Source organism: Massilia sp. Bi118, assembly GCF_918697865.1.
In the GTDB taxonomy this organism is placed as follows: Bacteria; Pseudomonadota; Gammaproteobacteria; order Burkholderiales; family Burkholderiaceae_D; genus Telluria.
In genome coordinates this window covers 40,400-55,015 of sequence record NZ_CAKKMV010000010.1, presented here as the reverse complement: position 1 = coordinate 55,015, position 14,616 = coordinate 40,400, and the positions used below count along the sequence as shown (strand labels likewise).

The window sequence follows — 14,616 nt, the reverse complement described above, 5'->3', positions numbered from 1 at the left end:
TCCATAACTAAGTCATATGACCCGCACGAGGGCCTGACGCGGATCATGGACGCAGTCAACAGACACGTGGAAATTAAGCGGGATGCGCTCACAAGGGCGCCGACCTGAGCGGAGGCCATCCATGAACGGCATCACCCCGAAGCGGAAATACCTCATCGTCCTGCTGGGCACGATCGTCACCGTGTCGCTGCTGTACCAGGTCGTCAAGGGCTGGAATACCCTGGACTTCGTGCTGCGCGTCGGCTTCGTCACCGCCATCGCCCTGGTCACGCGGCGCAGCAGCGAAGTGTTTTTGCAGGCCTACGCCGGCTCGGAGCGCCGCCTCGCCACCCATGCTGCATGCTGGGTGCTGGCTGCGCTCGCGCTCTTCGCCGGCCTCATGCTGAGCGCCTGAGGCCGTACGCGGCCGTGTTCAGTGCGCTTTCTCGGCCGGATACGCCTCGGCAATCATCTTGATGATCTCCCGGCTCTGGTCGATATAGCTCTGGTAGCGCTCGTACAGCTGTGGCGTCGTGCTCATCTCGCGCAGCAGGCGCTTGCCCTTGGGCGAGGTCGTTACGCGGAACAGCGACTGCTCGTCGTCGCCTTCGAGCTGCTCCTCGCGGTAGTCGCGCAGCTTGCGCTGGCGGGTGGACCAGCCACCTTCCGAGGTCTGGATCTGCGGCAAATCCATCTGGTACAGGGACAAGATGGCGGTCAGCAGCTTCTCGTTTTCGATGTTCGTCAGCCGCCCGCTCATCAGGAAGCCCTCGTAGCGGCTCTTGACCGGAATGAAGTACCAGTTCGCATTGCTTCTCGCATAGGCCGCCTTGAACTTCTCCCAGTCAGGCTTCTGCGCGGGATCGATGCCGGCCAGGTAGGCGTAGTTTGCGTCGAAGCCCTTGTACCCTTCCTTGATCTCCGTGAGCTGCTTGATGTCGCCCTCCAGGTCGCCCTTCAGGCCGATCAGGAAGCTGCGGACTTCCTGCTGCTTGTGGTGATGCTCGCTGAGCCCATGCAGCCAGATGCTCATGCTGACGGCAAACACGATGATGGCGATCTCGAGGGCGATTTCGCGCAGCTTGTGCGCAAGCTTGTGCTCCTTCTTGCCCATCAAATGGATGACGTTCTTGCCATGTTTTGCGACTTCCAGCTCTGCCATATCCTGCCCACAGGGAATGTTAAATTAAAAATATCCTAACATGCCTGATTGCAATATTGCAATTTCCCGACACCGGTGGACACCACGCGTGGGGGAAGCGCGGCGGCGGCCGTCCGCAGGCATGCGCGAGGCCGTAGAATCGCGCCCATTCCAACCACGAGGGACAAGAACATGAAACCGACTTCGATTGCCGCTGCCGCCATCCTCGCCATCTCCCTGTGCGCCTCCCCTGCCTGGGCCGGCAGCCCGGACGAACACTTCGTGCTGACGCCGGCGCTGGTCCAGAAGCTCAAGGCCGCCACCCGCGAACTGGGCGACATCGAGGAAACCGAAGCCGAGAAAAAGGAAAGCGACAAGCATCGCAAGGACGGCATGCTGCCGGTCGAGTACTACATCCGCGCGATCGAAGCGAAGCCAGGGGTCAAGGCAAAACTGGCCAGGCACGGCCTGACGCCCAGGGATTTCGGCCTGACTTCCTACGCCCTGGTGCATGGCGCGATGTACCTGGGAATGGAAACGGCGGTCGACAAGAAAGCCGCCGCCGAGATGATGGGGAAGTTCACCAGGGAGCAGCAGGCCAACATCGCGCTGCTGCGCAAAATGGGGCCGGCTGCTTACTCGCTCGAGTAAGCGACGGCTAGCGCCGCACCGACAGGCCGAACGCCAGGCTGAGATCCGGGCTGCGATGGTTCAGCCCATGCATCAGCTGGACATCGAGCTGGCAATCCTTGTTCAGCAGCCAGGTCAGGCCGGTGTCGAAACTGGCCTGGGTGCCGCCGTGCGGCGCGCGCGCAATCTGCGGCGCGGCCAGCTCCACGAAGCCGTGCAGGCGTTCGCTGAACTCCTTGCCCAGCGATGCGGCCAGGACGCCGTAGCCGTAGCGGGCGCCGTCGTCGTCGCTGTCGATGCCCAGGCCCGGCATCACGCCGAGCGACATGCCTTGCGGCAGCTCCCATTCCGCCACCAGCCGCAGCGAAGGACGCAGGCCATGACCGCGCAGCGCGCGGCTGCCGCTCGGCAGCGCGGCATGCAGCAGCACGCCGAGCGAGGGCGCGCCTTCCTGCTCGTCCGGCGCGTTCCGCAGCTGCCACTTGAGGCCGACCTCGGTATCGGCCCAGCCGGCCGTCACCGTGTGCTGGCCGGTGGCCGGATCGCTGGCGTGGACGATGTTGCGGCCGTCGGTTTCGAAGCGCAGCTCGGTGCTTTCGCCGAAGCCGACGCGCAGCAGGGTCGGCGATGCCAGCGTGCGCTGGTGGCTGCTGTCGTCGCGCCGGCGGTCCCACTCGACGCTGGTTTCGAGCTGGACGCGGCCCTTGCCGACGACCTTGCTGGTCTCGGCGATGCCGGGGCGGTCGGGGTTGATGGTATCGTCGCCGGCAGCGGCGCTGGCGCTCGTGCAGAACGGCAGGCAGAGCGCCGCGAGGAGGATGGAAGCGGAAGCTGTGCGGGTCATCGTTGCGGGTTGTGGTGAATGGGGCGGGCCAAGTATCCGTGAGGCCGCGGCGCGGGTCCAGTGCCGCACGTCCGGAGACGAAAAAAAACTCCCCGGCCTGTGCGGCACGGGGAGCTGGGTCCGGCAATGCCGGGCAGTCGTGTCCGGCATTGCCGGACCCGACTAACTGTTTTACTGGTTCTGCAGGAAGGTCTTCAGCTTGTCCGAGCGCGAAGGCTGGCGCAGCTTGCTCATCGCCTTGGCTTCGATCTGGCGGATACGCTCGCGGGTCACGTCGAACTGCTTGCCCACTTCTTCCAGCGTGTGGTCGTTCGACATCTCGACGCCGTAGCGCATGCGCAGGACCTTGGCTTCGCGCGGGGTCAGCGAGTCCAGCACTTCCTTGATCACGCCGCGCATCGAAGCGTGCATCGCGGCTTCCAGCGGCGCCAGGGTCGCGTTGTCCTCGATGAAGTCGCCCAGTTGCGAATCGCCGTCTTCGCCCATCGGGGTCTCCATGGAGATCGGCTCTTTTGCGATCTTCATGATCTCGCGGACCTTCGATTCCGGCATCTCCATCTTGGCCGCCAGGGTCGCCATGTCCGGCTCGCTGCCGGTTTCCTGCATGATTTGGCGCGAGATGCGGTTCATCTTGTTGATCGTCTCGATCATGTGCACCGGCACGCGGATGGTGCGGGCCATGTCGGCGATCGAGCGCGTGATCGCCTGGCGGATCCACCAGGTCGCGTAAGTCGAGAATTTATAACCGCGGCGGTATTCGAACTTGTCGACCGCCTTCAGCAGGCCGATATTCCCTTCCTGGATCAGGTCGAGGAACTGCAAGCCGCGGTTAATATATTTCTTGGCAATGGAGATCACCAGGCGCAGGTTGGCCACGGTCATTTCGCGCTTCGCGGTGCGGGCGCGCTTTTCGCCGGCCGCCATCTGCTTGTTGATCTTGCGGAGATCGGCCAGCGGCAGCGCCACGCGGGCCTGCAGGTCGATCATGCGGCGCTGCAGTTCCATGATGGCCGGCGCATTACGCGACAGCACGGCGCTGTACGGGTAGGCGCAATCGACTTCGCGCTGCACCCATTCGAGGTCCGTCTCGTTGCCCGGGAAGACCTTGATGAAGTGGGCGCGCGGCATGCCGCAGCGGTTCACGCAGATGTCCAGCACGGCGCGTTCGATAGCACGCACTTCGTCCATCTGGCCGCGCAGGGTGTCGCACAGCTTTTCGACGATCTTGGCGGTGAAGCGGATGCCCAGCAGCTCGGTCGAGATCACGTCCTGGGCCGCGATGTACTGCAGCGAACCGTAGCCCTGGGTCTTGAAGGCGTGGCCCATCTTGTCGAACTGCTTTTCGATGGTGGCGAACTTCTCCATCGAGGTCTTCTTCAGCGCGGCCAGCTGTTCGGCCGAGTAGCCGGCGGCGCCGCTGGCGGAGGTAGCCCCTTCTTCCTCTTCCTCGTCTTCGATCTCTTCCTCTTCCTCGTCATCCGAGGAGCCGGCGGCCGTCGCCGCGACCGGCGCGGCGCTGCCTTCGTCCGGCGACATCAGGCCGTCGACCACGTCGTCGATCTTCAGCTCGTCGCTGGCGATCTTGTGCGACAGGGCGATGATTTCCGAGATCGTCACCGGGCAGGCGGAGATGGCCTGCACCATGTCCTTCAGGCCTTCCTCGATGCGCTTGGCGATCGCGATCTCGCCTTCGCGGGTCAGCAGCGACACGGCGCCCATTTCGCGCATGTACATGCGGACCGGGTCGGTGGTGCGGCCGAAGTCGGAGTCGACGGTCGACAGCGCGGTCGCGGCCGCGGCCTCGACTTCGTCTTCGCTGGTCGGGGTCACGACGGCGTCCGACAGCAGCATCATTTCCGCTTCCGGGGCGCGCTCGTAGACGGCGATGCCCATGTCGTTGAAGGTCGCGATGATGCCTTCGATCTGTTCCGGATCGATGATGTTTTCCGGCAGCTGGTCGTTGATCTCGGCATGGGTCAGGTAGCCGCGCTCCTTGCCCATGTTGATCAGGTTCTTCAGCTGGGTGCGGCGCTTTTCCAGTTCCTCGCTCGAAAAGCCCTGCTCGGCGCCCAGCATCCCAGGGACGCCCTTGGCCTTGCGCTCGCGCAGCTTGGAGGCTGCCTTCATCTCGGCGCGCTCGACCGCGTTCAGCGCGGCGATCTCGTCGTTCTCCGGCACGAACTCGCTCGGCTTGCGGCCGCGGCGGCCCGGGACCTTCACCTGCGGCAGCAGATAGCCCGAGGTGTCGATCGCGGCCAGCGTGGCGGCGTCGGTGGTGGTGCTGACGGTGCCGGTCGGGGTGGCCGTCGCGGTGGCGCCGGATGCGCCCGGCTCGATACGGCGGGTGCGGGTGCGCACCACGCGCGGTGCCGGGGCTTCTTCGGCGGCCGGGGTGGTTTCGACTGCGGGTGCGGCGGCCGACGAGCTGTCGACGCCGGTGTCGGCAGCGGCGGCTTTCAGGGCCGCCAGCTTCGAGGTGCGCTTGCGCACGATGACCGGCGGCGCTGCAGGGGTGGCCGGGGTCGGGATGAAATCGGCCTCGTCGGCGGCGACGGCGGCCACTTGGGCGACGGCTGCGGGCGCCGCATCGTTGACAGTTTCGGCCAGGACCTCGGCGGCTTCGACGCCTGCCTCGACGGCGTTGTCGAACTGCTCCGGCTGGAGTTGCGCTGCCTGCTGTGCTTCGGCAGCTTGCTCGGCCTGGGCCGCTTTCAGCGAGGCCAGGCGCGAACGCGTTTTAACCACCGTTACCTTGGCCGCCGGCGCGCCGTCCGCCACTTCCGTTTCCAGGAAGTAGGAGGTCGCGGTTTTCGGCACTGCCAGCTGGGCCGTGCTCTTGGCCGGCGCCTTCTTGGCGGTCAGTGTCAAGGTCTTGGCGGTGTTTTTCATGATTCACATTCTCCAGTCGAGGCGAGACGCGCGCCTGCGAAGTCAATAAGCCACCTGGTCCGCTTGCGGACCCTTTGGCGAGAAATTACGGGATGGCCCTAACTTAGGGCAGATGGCCAGATATCAAGCACAATCAAAGCTCTGCCCGGGCGTCGGGGACGCGTGGACGGTGGCAGGGAGCATCTGAATTGTGGTTGAGATCGCGGTTTAGCATGTCGGAACGAAAAAAAGCCCGTCAAGGAACGGGCTTGAGCTATTTTCCCAAGAGAGAAATAGAGGAGACAGGCATATTATGCACCAGGGAAAGATTTAGTGATAATTGAAATATCCGATAATGGATATAACGAATTCACATACTCCCAGGCTTTAATCCGGCCCCTGACCGTCTGCGTGGGCGCAAGCCCTACGCAAGGAAAGGGGCGGATCATACACGATTTCTTGCTGACGCGCCCGCCGCACACGAAGGAAATCACGGTCGGCCGGCAGCGACGACGAACCCTTACACGGCTCAGCGGTACATCCACCGCCTTGCCATGCTATCCTTCCGCTTCCTGTTCTTACCATGAAGTCAATGAATACGATTAGTAACGTCGCCGAAACCCCTGAGGCCAACGAAAACACCGCCGCCAACGCCACGCCCGAGACCGTGGAAACCGTGGACAGCGCGGCCCCGGCCGCTGCCGCCCCTGCTGCCGGGCCCGCCGCGGATTCCCCGCGCGCCCTGCTCAAGCAGCTGCAACAGGAGTTCGAGGCTTTCCGCAACTGCCTGCCGCTCGAAATCGGCATCGACAAGCAATTGCTGGCCCGCATGCCCACCCTGAACCGCAAGCTGATGCGCGCCGCGCTGGGCATCCACACCGGCTCGATGCGCTACCTGCGCGCGATGGAAAAGGCCACCGTGCGCTACGACCTGGACGGCAAGCCGGGCGCCGAGGTGACGGATACCCACCGCCTGCACGCCAAGGAACTGCTGCAGCAACGCTTCAAGAAAGAAGCCGAGCGCAAGAAAGCCGAGCGCGACGCCGCCGTCCAGCAGGAAGCGGAACGCAAGCGCCAGGAAAAACTGCAGCAGCTGGCGTCGAAGTTCTCGAAAAAATAGTCATTCGAGCGACTGGAACCGATCAGATGAGCGAAAACGCACCGGACACCGAGGACACGCTACCGCCCTACGCGGGCATCGCCCTGTCCAAGGTGCGCCTGGTGCGGACCAGGGAGGATGTGCAAGCCGCCCTGGACGCTTTGCTCGCCTGTGACGCCATCGGTTTCGACACCGAGTCGAAGCCGACCTTCCAGAAAGGCGAAGTGTCGACCGGGCCGCACCTGGTGCAGCTGGCGGACGACACGAACGCCTGGCTGTTCCAGATCGGTTCGCCGTCCTCGCCGGCCGTCGCCCTGTGCGTGGAGGTCTTGCGCCCGGTGCTGGAATCGCCGGACGTCCTGAAAGTCGGGTTCGGTCTTGGCGACGACCTGCGCCGCCTGCGCGCCAAGCTCGGCATCGAGACCCGCAACGTGGTCGACCTCGCCACCGCCCTGCGCCGTGGCGAGAAGAACGCCTGGGGCGCGAAAACGGCCGTCGCGCGTTTCTTCGGCCAGCGCCTGCAGAAATCGCGCCGCATCACCACTACCAACTGGGCCATGCCGCGCCTGTCCGAGCAGCAGATCCAGTACGCCGCCGACGACGCCCACGTCGCCCTGCGCATCTACCGCCACTGGCGCCAGCATTTTGCGGCCGCCGCGGAGACTGCCGTCGCGAATGCCGCCCGCCTTGCCGCGCGCGATGCAGCCAAGGCACGCGCCGAAGCCGAGGCCCAGGCCCAGGCTTGAAGCCGCCTCGCCGCCTATAATCGCGGCATGAAGTTTCTTCCCCTTCTTTTACTACTCCCGGCACTGCAAGCCTGCGCCCCCTCAGGCACGGACGCCGCCACCGGCGAGCGCGCCTTCAAGCAGTGCGCCTCCTGCCACCAGGTCGGCGCCAGCGCCCGCAGCGGCTTCGGCCCGCAGCTGAACGGCCTGTTCGGCCGCCGCGCCGGGTCCACGCCTGACTTCGCCTACTCCGAGGCCATGAAAACCTCGGGCATCGTGTGGGACGAGCGCAGCCTGACCGCCTTCCTGCACGATCCGGCCAGGCTGGTGCCGGGCACCAGGATGCGCTTCTGGGGCATAGCCGACGAGAACGAGATCAAGGCGCTGCAAGCCTATCTGCGAACCTTCCAGGACGCGCGCTAGCGCCCAATGTCCGCAGGCATCCCGGTCGTTTATTCGATTACAATATTGCGTGGTAGACAAACAACGCACCGGGACTGGACTATGCGAGGCTTTACCCGATTATCCGCTTATCTGGCCGCCGCCATCGCCATGTGCACGGCAGCGCTGCCGGCTTCGGCCCAGCAGCAGGAGGTGCCCGGCACGCCTGGCCAGCGCCTGGCCGCCTGCATTTCCTGCCACGGCAGCGCCACCACACCACCGGCCGCGATCGGTTCCGGCGGCACGCGCCAGTACTACCCGCGCATCGCCGGCAAGCCGGCCGGCTACCTCTACAACCAGCTGACGAATTTCCGCGACGGCCGCCGCCAGTACCCGCTGATGACCTGGATGGTGCAGCACCTGTCCGACGATTACCTGCACGAGATCGCGGACTATTTCTCGACCCAGCACGCGCCGGCGACCGTGCTCGAGCGCGCCAGCCTGCCGGCCGCCGAGCTGGAGCGCGGACGGCAGCTGGTCACGCGCGGCGACACCGCGCTCAAGGTCCCGGCCTGCATCGCCTGCCACGGCGAGCGCCTGACCGGCGCCCTGCCCGCCATCCCCGGCCTGACTGGACTGCCGCGCGACTACATCAACGCCCAGTTCGGCGCCTGGCGCAACGGCAGCCGCCACGCCCTGGCGCCCGACTGCATGGGCAGCATCGCCCAGCGCCTGAGCCTGGCCGACGTGTCGGCGATCTCGGCCTGGCTGGCCAGCGAGCCGCTGCCGGCCGACCCGAGCCCGGCGCCATCCCTGAAGCGTCCCTTGCCGCTGGCCTGCGGCGGCGCACCGGAGCCGCAGCCATGAAGTACCGCCTCCCTCTGGCGTTTGCCGCCTTCGTACTCATCGCCATTGCCGCCCTGCTGCTGGCCTGGCCGCGCGCCCAGCACATCCCGTCAAGCTCGCCGCAAGCCTGGGCGCCCACCGCCGGCAACATCGCCCGCGGCGCCTACCTGGCCCGCGCCGGCGACTGCGCCGCCTGCCACACGGCGCGCGGCGGCCAGGCCTATGCCGGCGGCCGCGCGGTCGACACGCCCTTCGGCCGCGTGATGGCGCCGAACATCACGCCCGACGTTGACACCGGCATCGGCGCCTGGACCGCCGACGATTTCTGGAACGCCCTGCACAACGGCATAGCCAAAGACGGCCGCCTGCTCTACCCGGCCTTCCCCTACCCGAATTACACGAAAGTGTCACGCGACGACGCCGACGCCCTGTTCGCCTACCTGCGCAGCCTGCCGCCGGCTCGCCAGCAAAACCAGCCGCACGCGCTGCGCTTCCCCTACGACAGCCAGGCGGCGCTGGCGGCCTGGCGCCTGCTCTACTTCAAGCCGGGCGTCTACCAGGCCGAGCCGGCGAAGGGCGCGGACTGGAACCGCGGCGCCTACCTGGTCGAGGGCCTCGGACACTGCGCAGCCTGCCATAGCCCGCGCAATAACCTGGGCGCGAGCGGCCAGGGCCTGCACGGCGGCCTGATCCCGGTGCTGGGCTGGTATGCGCCTTCGCTGGCCTCGAAGGACCCGCACCTGGCGCAGTTGCTGCAGACGGGCGTGTCGCCGAACGGCGCTGTGTATGGGCCGATGGCGGAAGTGGTGCGCCAGAGCCTGCAGCACCTGTCGGCATCGGATGCCGGTGCGATGGCTGCCTACCTGCACACGCTGCCGGCGGAGCGCGCAGCGGCGCGGCCGGCGCCGCTGCCGTCGGAATCGCTGATGAAGCTGGGGGCGCAGATCTACGACCGGCATTGCGTCGACTGCCACGGCAAGGATGGCCGCGGCGCCCTCACCACGGACGGCGCGCCCGCCTATCCGCCGCTGGCCGGCAATCGCACGCTGGCGGCAAGGGAGCCGGTGAACGCGATCCGCATCGTACTGAACGGCGGCTTCGCGCCGTCCACGAAAGGCAACCCGCGGCCCTACGGCATGCCGCCCTTTAGCCAGGTGCTGGACGATACCGAGGTGGCGGCGGTGGTGAGCTATGTGCGCGCCAGCTGGGGTAACGAGGCGCGGATGGTGACGGCGCCGGAGGTCAACGGCTACCGATCGGTGCCGCTTGAATAAGCAAATTGAGGGTAGCCCCAAGCACGGCCCTTAAGGAAGCATATGCTTAGGAGTTTATTGCAAACCCAGTTGTAAAGTTTCCGCAAAACACCTAAGGACAACAGTAAGTGTTTTAACATGTCGGTTTGCCTAGAAAATACAACTACTTAAGAGCCGACTTGAAACGACATATCCAACAAAACTGTCGAAATTCCTTCAATTAAGTTCATATTGCGATCCTCGCAAGACTGTTCGAACCTTCCAAATCCCACTCGTATTCTTCTCAAAAACCATAATCCACTGCGACTAAGTACAGAGAAGGTTTCCAATACACAACGCCATTGAATAATTTTATGTGTGGCGATTATGCACTGTGAATATTAGCTAAAATCTCCGATCCTGTCTTGACATCGATGTGCACCAGATATAAATTTGACTAGCGATTAGAGTTTGAGCAGGAGGGGCCTATCACTCCACCCCGAACCCAATCCAGCGGAACAAGTTTTTAAACTTCTCAGCGGCAAAAAATATTAAATCGCGAGGAGCCCACGTCCCAACCACATGTTTGAGGATATTATGAACGAGCTGTCTTGGAAAAAAACTTTTGACAGCCGAGCGGTAGAGCAAGGAAAGCAGACAAAGTGGCAAGTGCACCCGCACCTGCCAACATGCTTGCCTAATCACGGCTTTCAGCTAGGGCAGCCGAACTCGTTAATTCTGTCTTTGGGGTTACGACGTATTGTTCTTTCGATTGAATTTGCAAACGACTTGGTAATTGTGGCGGCTGCCATAGGCTCTAGAGCTACTGCTGATGAATATTACGCGGAAGTTCAAAGCGTCAACGGAATTCAGCCGATCGGCGTCATTAGGGTTGAAGAGAGCCCAACTCCGGTTTCGGTTATCACGTCGAACAAATATAAATCACCGTTCTCAATTTTGATTTTAGCAAATCCTACGCTGCGCTCGCCGGACAGATTATCGCGTCGAGACCCAATATTTTTAGACCACGAAAAATATTCCACTAGTGTTATCGATATTCTACGTAGCCTGCTGTTTGCAACAGAGGACATTCTCAGGAATGCTGCGTCGTCGGAGAAACTTAGAATTGCGATTTTTCCAGCAATGTCCGAAACGGACAGCAGCACACCACTCGTTGAAGAAGTAATGCCAAACATAGCTCGGCCACTACAACACGAAATTTCACAATATTGTTTAAAGCTCGGACTGCAGATGGACGTGGTTCTCGTATTGCATGGCTCGCTAGACTATACTCGCGCGTCGGCGCAGTTCACCGTTGATGGAAAACAGGGAAGGAGCACGTCATTTCGCTTGGACGGGAAAACCTTCCGGCACCAAAGCTCAACCGAGCTTCCTGGCGCAGCAACGATTTCCTATTTTAGTTTCGACATTTCGCATACGCCTCTACATGAGCTTGGGCATGCCGCCTCTGAACTATCCAATGGGCAGATCATAGATCTTTACAATGACAACATAAATAGTCGCGGCATGAAAATTAATAAGAAGCAAGGACGGCCGATCCCAGCTTTTTTTGGAAACTATAACGGCGAAAAATACCGCTCAGATCCGGTAAGATCTCAAATAGGTTATCCAGCCGAGTGGCAAACATTTCACCCTGAATTGCGAGATCAGATGGAGCCAAATTTGATGGATGACTATTGGTTAGCCAAAAAAGATCCTTTGGAATGTCAATTTGACAAACTAACATATAAGTGGCTTGCAGAACGAATCGATGCAAAAACAGAGTAGGATATCTGAAATGTTACATCCGCTGATACGAGCCGGCATCGTGGCTAAGCTAGGCCTGACCCCATCCCAAGAGGCTGCACTCCAGCAACTGTATGGCGATTGCATCTTATCAGAACTAATACCGCCAAACACAGCTCAAGCTCTATTGCCATTTGAAATTGAAGTGATACATGCAGCTTATTCTGAAGTCGAAAAGGAATTAAGGGCCCGCCGAGAACTTCAAAAGAAAGGAAATAACAGTATGAGCTTTTACTTAAGTCATCGCCCACGCCGTAATATGGTGATCAAAGAGGTTCCCCCTGATTTTTTTGAGAGTCATGGGATACAACTGACACCTTTTGCGGAAGAGAAGTGGGTTGCAACAGTCCCGCCTGCGATCAGCTTAAGGTCTGGAATGTCGGATGCTAAGGATCAGGGTCCTGCGGGCCATTGCACAAGCTTCGCAGTTATCGGTTGCTTGGATTATCTTCACGGAAAAATCGATTTATCCGAGTCCTCTTTGACACATGAAGCCGAACGCAGGCATGGTGATTGCAACGAGGGATTAGCGCTCGCCCACGCCTTCGAAACTGCAACAGCATTAGGTGTTGTAGCGCAAACGGATTGGCAGAATGACCCAAGACAAACTTGCTGGACTAACCCACCTAACACAGCCGGTAAACCGCGCTACAAGTTCAATGCGAATCGCCTTGTATTCTATCGCCCGGCTGAAGCGGTTTTAGCTGTGATGGAAGGACAACTCCGAAACGGCATCCATAATTCTTGGGAGCATCCTGTCGAGCAATATTCACTTGAAAAATTTACAGACCCTGCTTTTCCACAACCACAGAACTTTGTACGTCTTCTTAAGGCAACCTTAGCAAATGCAAAAACACCTGTAGCAATCTCATTACCAGTATGGTGGGAAGGTGATGGACATTTCAGTGCAGGATGGGAGGATGGTCCTGACATCCAAATGCCAACACCTGTCCATCTTCAAAACTTTCTACAAAACGCAAGCCCGCCGAACGTGTCCGGATGGCATGCAGTAGCCGTGTGTGGATACGATGACCGGACGGGACGTTTCGAATTCAAAAATAGCTGGCACAATTGGTGGGGTGATCAAGGTTTTGGCACCCTCCCTTATGACTATGTCACTGCATACGCCCGGGAGGGCATGCACGGTTGGCTTTGATCAGTTCTTTAGCGAAGCTCAACAATATTCGAGGCGTTTAAAAAATCTTATTCCAGGAATAAGGATAAAAATGGAAGAGATTGAAAAAGACATCCAGTCGTTCATAATCGATCAAGGAATAGGCAAAATCGACTTATCGACCGCTTTTACAGGGCGAGGTCGGCCACAGTTCGCTCAATATCGCAGCTTTAAAGACCTTAATGTGTTGCGTATTCTTGAAGACTGGGAAGTTGTTGGCGTTATGGTCGAAGAACGTGGTGGCGAAAACCCGTTTTCGCTATCGGTTAACTCGGCTGCACGAATCTTAAAATTTAGCTGGGGAAGGATAGATTGGACAGCATCCTTGGATGGCCCCCAGCTTCGAGTGCTGAATTCCGCAGCCTCAGGAGAGTTACTAATTCGTTACGCCCAATCGGTAACCGTGGCCATTCCGCCATGGAATGCAACGACTCATCAAAATTCCTATCTGTACTTCAAAGCCTAATAACGCAATATGCGCAATTTGCTAACGAAGATATATAAGCTCGTGCCACGGATTTTTTCTAAATGCAATAATGGAACATCTTTATATGGCTCGACTTTAAGGAGCTTCTTTGCATTAAACACTGGAAGTCTGCTTTGCTTTTCGCTTTAGATTGGGGTAGAAGGCAGGTCGGTGCATAAGTGCGACCCGAACTCCAACTGGAAAACTTTAACATACAACCCTAGACCATCTCGGCAAAACCAATCCGGTCGGTCGTCGCCGCCCGCGCATCGCTCACATCCACCTTGTGCGAGGCCAGCAAGCCTTCCAGCACGCTGTTCATCGTATGGCAGCCCGGCTCGCGCCCGGCGTTCATGTGCGCGCGGATCGCGCCCAGGTCGCCGGCTTCGATCATGCCGGCAACGGCCGGGCTGATGCTCAGGCACTCGGTGGCCAGGTGGTAGCGGTTGCCCTGCTTGGACGGCAGCAGCGCCTGGCATAGCACGCCGCGCAGGGCGTGGGCCAGGGCCTGGCCTTGGGCGTCGGAATTGCCCAGCAGGCGCAGCATCTTCTGCAGGCCGAGCTCGGTCGAGCGCGCGTGCAGGGTCGCCAGCACCAGCGGGCCGCTCTCCGCCAGCGCCAGCGCTTCCTGGGCGGTCTGGGCGTCGCGGATCTCGCCGATGACGATCACGTCAGGGCGTTCGCGCAGCGCATCCAGGGCGCCGAGGTAATAGCTGTCGACGTCGCCGTCCACGCCCACTTCGCGCTGGGTGATGATGCACTTGCGCTGCGGGATCAGGGTCTCGACCGGGTCTTCGATGGTGATGATGTGGCCCGAGCGCTGGCGGTTGATCTCGTCGAGGATGGAGGCGATGGTGGTCGACTTGCCCTGGCAGGTGTCGCCGATGATCAGTACCAGGCCGCTGGTCATGCGCGCGAATTCCTGCTCGTCCGGATGCAGGCCCAGTTCGGCAAGCAGCAAAGGCTCCTTCGGGAAGCGGCGGATCACGCAGCCGAGGCGCTTCTTGCCCTGGAAGCTGAAGCAGTTGGCGCGGATGCGCGCCGTGTGCAGGTCGATCGACCTGTCGAAGGCGCGTTCCTGGATCCGCTCGGCCCAGTTCGGCTCGATGACGTCGAAGAACTCTTCCAGCTCCTCCTTCGTGATCGGCGAATCCGTCACCGCCACCAGGCCCTTCGGCTGGCGCAGCATCAGCGGGCTGTTCTGGTGAATGATGATGTCCGAGAACACCAGCTTCGAGTTCAGCAGGTGCAGGATCTGCTCGACCAGGGTACCGAAAACCGGATGGTCTTCGTTTTCGATGTACGAAAGAGTGGGGATCTGCGAGGACTGGTGGTATTCCATCGGGCGGTCGATGATTCAACTGGAAACTTAAGATGCATTAATTATAAAACCAGCCGCGTCTGAAAGTTCCACTTGGAAAGATA

14 protein-coding genes are annotated in these 14,616 nt (G+C 60.8%); 10 read left to right on the top strand and 4 right to left on the bottom strand.

Features of this window, described 5'->3' with window-relative positions; translation table 11 throughout:
• Positions 1–121: 121 nt before the first annotated feature.
• Positions 122–394 (top strand): hypothetical protein, encoded by a 273-nt coding sequence (locus tag LQV39_RS15995; protein ID WP_230027127.1) that lies wholly within the window; start codon positions 122–124, stop codon positions 392–394.
• Between the two features lie 18 nt (positions 395–412).
• Here the strand turns inward: LQV39_RS15995 and LQV39_RS15990 are convergent, their stop codons facing one another.
• Positions 413–1,141 (bottom strand): hypothetical protein, encoded by a 729-nt coding sequence (locus LQV39_RS15990; RefSeq protein ID WP_230027126.1) that lies wholly within the window; start codon positions 1,139–1,141, stop codon positions 413–415.
• Positions 1,142–1,312: 171 nt separating this feature from the next.
• Here LQV39_RS15990 and LQV39_RS15985 point away from each other — a divergent pair, with 171 nt between their 5' ends.
• Positions 1,313–1,771, top strand: a complete 459-nt coding sequence (locus tag LQV39_RS15985; RefSeq protein WP_230027125.1) for a hypothetical protein — start codon at positions 1,313–1,315, stop codon at positions 1,769–1,771.
• Positions 1,772–1,778: 7 nt separating this feature from the next.
• Here LQV39_RS15985 and LQV39_RS15980 read toward each other — a convergent pair whose 3' ends face one another.
• Both LQV39_RS15980 and rpoD read right to left on the bottom strand, forming a co-directional pair.
• A complete protein-coding gene (locus LQV39_RS15980) occupies positions 1,779–2,594 on the bottom strand; it encodes a transporter (RefSeq protein ID WP_230027124.1) in 816 nt (271 codons plus the stop codon).
• Between the two features lie 171 nt (positions 2,595–2,765).
• Complete coding sequence (rpoD, locus tag LQV39_RS15975) at positions 2,766–5,483, bottom strand: RNA polymerase sigma factor RpoD (protein WP_230027123.1); 2,718 nt, start codon at positions 5,481–5,483, stop codon at positions 2,766–2,768.
• Positions 5,484–6,054: 571 nt separating this feature from the next.
• Here rpoD and LQV39_RS15970 point away from each other — a divergent pair.
• The 8 genes from LQV39_RS15970 (at position 6,055) to LQV39_RS15935 (ending at position 13,191) form a co-directional block, all read left to right on the top strand.
• The gene (locus LQV39_RS15970; protein WP_230027122.1) at positions 6,055–6,582 is read left to right on the top strand and encodes a ProQ/FINO family protein; all 528 of its coding nucleotides are present in this window, start codon (positions 6,055–6,057) and stop codon (positions 6,580–6,582) included.
• Positions 6,583–6,608: 26 nt separating this feature from the next.
• Entirely contained in the window at positions 6,609–7,307 is a 699-nt protein-coding gene (locus LQV39_RS15965; protein WP_230027121.1) for a 3'-5' exonuclease, read from the top strand.
• 27 nt (positions 7,308–7,334) lie between these two features.
• Positions 7,335–7,709: a cytochrome c family protein gene (locus LQV39_RS15960; RefSeq protein ID WP_230027120.1), complete on the top strand. Its 375-nt coding sequence runs from the start codon at positions 7,335–7,337 to the stop codon at positions 7,707–7,709.
• An 81-nt stretch (positions 7,710–7,790) separates the two neighbouring features.
• Entirely contained in the window at positions 7,791–8,534 is a 744-nt protein-coding gene (locus LQV39_RS15955; RefSeq protein WP_230027119.1) for a c-type cytochrome, read from the top strand.
• Positions 8,531–9,787 (top strand): cytochrome c, encoded by a 1,257-nt coding sequence (locus LQV39_RS15950; protein ID WP_230027118.1) that lies wholly within the window; start codon positions 8,531–8,533, stop codon positions 9,785–9,787. The genes LQV39_RS15955 and LQV39_RS15950 overlap by 4 nt, the downstream gene beginning before the upstream one ends.
• A gap of 555 nt (positions 9,788–10,342) precedes the next feature.
• Positions 10,343–11,533 carry a hypothetical protein gene (locus tag LQV39_RS15945; protein WP_230027117.1) on the top strand — a complete coding sequence of 397 codons (1,191 nt, stop codon included), beginning with the start codon at positions 10,343–10,345 and terminating at the stop codon, positions 11,531–11,533.
• Positions 11,517–12,707 carry a C1 family peptidase gene (locus LQV39_RS15940; protein ID WP_230027116.1) on the top strand — a complete coding sequence of 397 codons (1,191 nt, stop codon included), beginning with the start codon at positions 11,517–11,519 and terminating at the stop codon, positions 12,705–12,707. Before LQV39_RS15945 ends, LQV39_RS15940 begins: the two co-directional genes overlap by 17 nt.
• A gap of 70 nt (positions 12,708–12,777) precedes the next feature.
• A complete protein-coding gene (locus LQV39_RS15935) occupies positions 12,778–13,191 on the top strand; it encodes a hypothetical protein (RefSeq protein ID WP_230027115.1) in 414 nt (137 codons plus the stop codon).
• 220 nt (positions 13,192–13,411) lie between these two features.
• On the opposite strand, the gene LQV39_RS15930 is transcribed toward LQV39_RS15935, so the two are convergent.
• The gene (locus tag LQV39_RS15930) at positions 13,412–14,533 is read right to left on the bottom strand and encodes a type IV pilus twitching motility protein PilT (RefSeq protein ID WP_230027114.1); all 1,122 of its coding nucleotides are present in this window, start codon (positions 14,531–14,533) and stop codon (positions 13,412–13,414) included.
• Positions 14,534–14,616: the final 83 nt, after the last annotated feature.

What these genes read in the sequence shown, in the direction of transcription:
- LQV39_RS15995 (WP_230027127.1), top strand. Translation starts at nt 122, where the DNA reads ATGAACGGCATCACCCCGAAGCGGAAATACCTCATCGTCCTGCTGGGC.
- LQV39_RS15990 (WP_230027126.1), bottom strand. Translation starts at nt 1,141, where the DNA reads ATGGCAGAGCTGGAAGTCGCAAAACATGGCAAGAACGTCATCCATTTG.
- LQV39_RS15985 (WP_230027125.1), top strand. Translation starts at nt 1,313, where the DNA reads ATGAAACCGACTTCGATTGCCGCTGCCGCCATCCTCGCCATCTCCCTG.
- LQV39_RS15980 (WP_230027124.1), bottom strand. Translation starts at nt 2,594, where the DNA reads ATGACCCGCACAGCTTCCGCTTCCATCCTCCTCGCGGCGCTCTGCCTG.
- rpoD (WP_230027123.1), bottom strand. Translation starts at nt 5,483, where the DNA reads ATGAAAAACACCGCCAAGACCTTGACACTGACCGCCAAGAAGGCGCCG.
- LQV39_RS15970 (WP_230027122.1), top strand. Translation starts at nt 6,055, where the DNA reads ATGAATACGATTAGTAACGTCGCCGAAACCCCTGAGGCCAACGAAAAC.
- LQV39_RS15965 (WP_230027121.1), top strand. Translation starts at nt 6,609, where the DNA reads ATGAGCGAAAACGCACCGGACACCGAGGACACGCTACCGCCCTACGCG.
- LQV39_RS15960 (WP_230027120.1), top strand. Translation starts at nt 7,335, where the DNA reads ATGAAGTTTCTTCCCCTTCTTTTACTACTCCCGGCACTGCAAGCCTGC.
- LQV39_RS15955 (WP_230027119.1), top strand. Translation starts at nt 7,791, where the DNA reads ATGCGAGGCTTTACCCGATTATCCGCTTATCTGGCCGCCGCCATCGCC.
- LQV39_RS15950 (WP_230027118.1), top strand. Translation starts at nt 8,531, where the DNA reads ATGAAGTACCGCCTCCCTCTGGCGTTTGCCGCCTTCGTACTCATCGCC.
- LQV39_RS15945 (WP_230027117.1), top strand. Translation starts at nt 10,343, where the DNA reads ATGAACGAGCTGTCTTGGAAAAAAACTTTTGACAGCCGAGCGGTAGAG.
- LQV39_RS15940 (WP_230027116.1), top strand. Translation starts at nt 11,517, where the DNA reads ATGCAAAAACAGAGTAGGATATCTGAAATGTTACATCCGCTGATACGA.
- LQV39_RS15935 (WP_230027115.1), top strand. Translation starts at nt 12,778, where the DNA reads ATGGAAGAGATTGAAAAAGACATCCAGTCGTTCATAATCGATCAAGGA.
- LQV39_RS15930 (WP_230027114.1), bottom strand. Translation starts at nt 14,533, where the DNA reads ATGGAATACCACCAGTCCTCGCAGATCCCCACTCTTTCGTACATCGAA.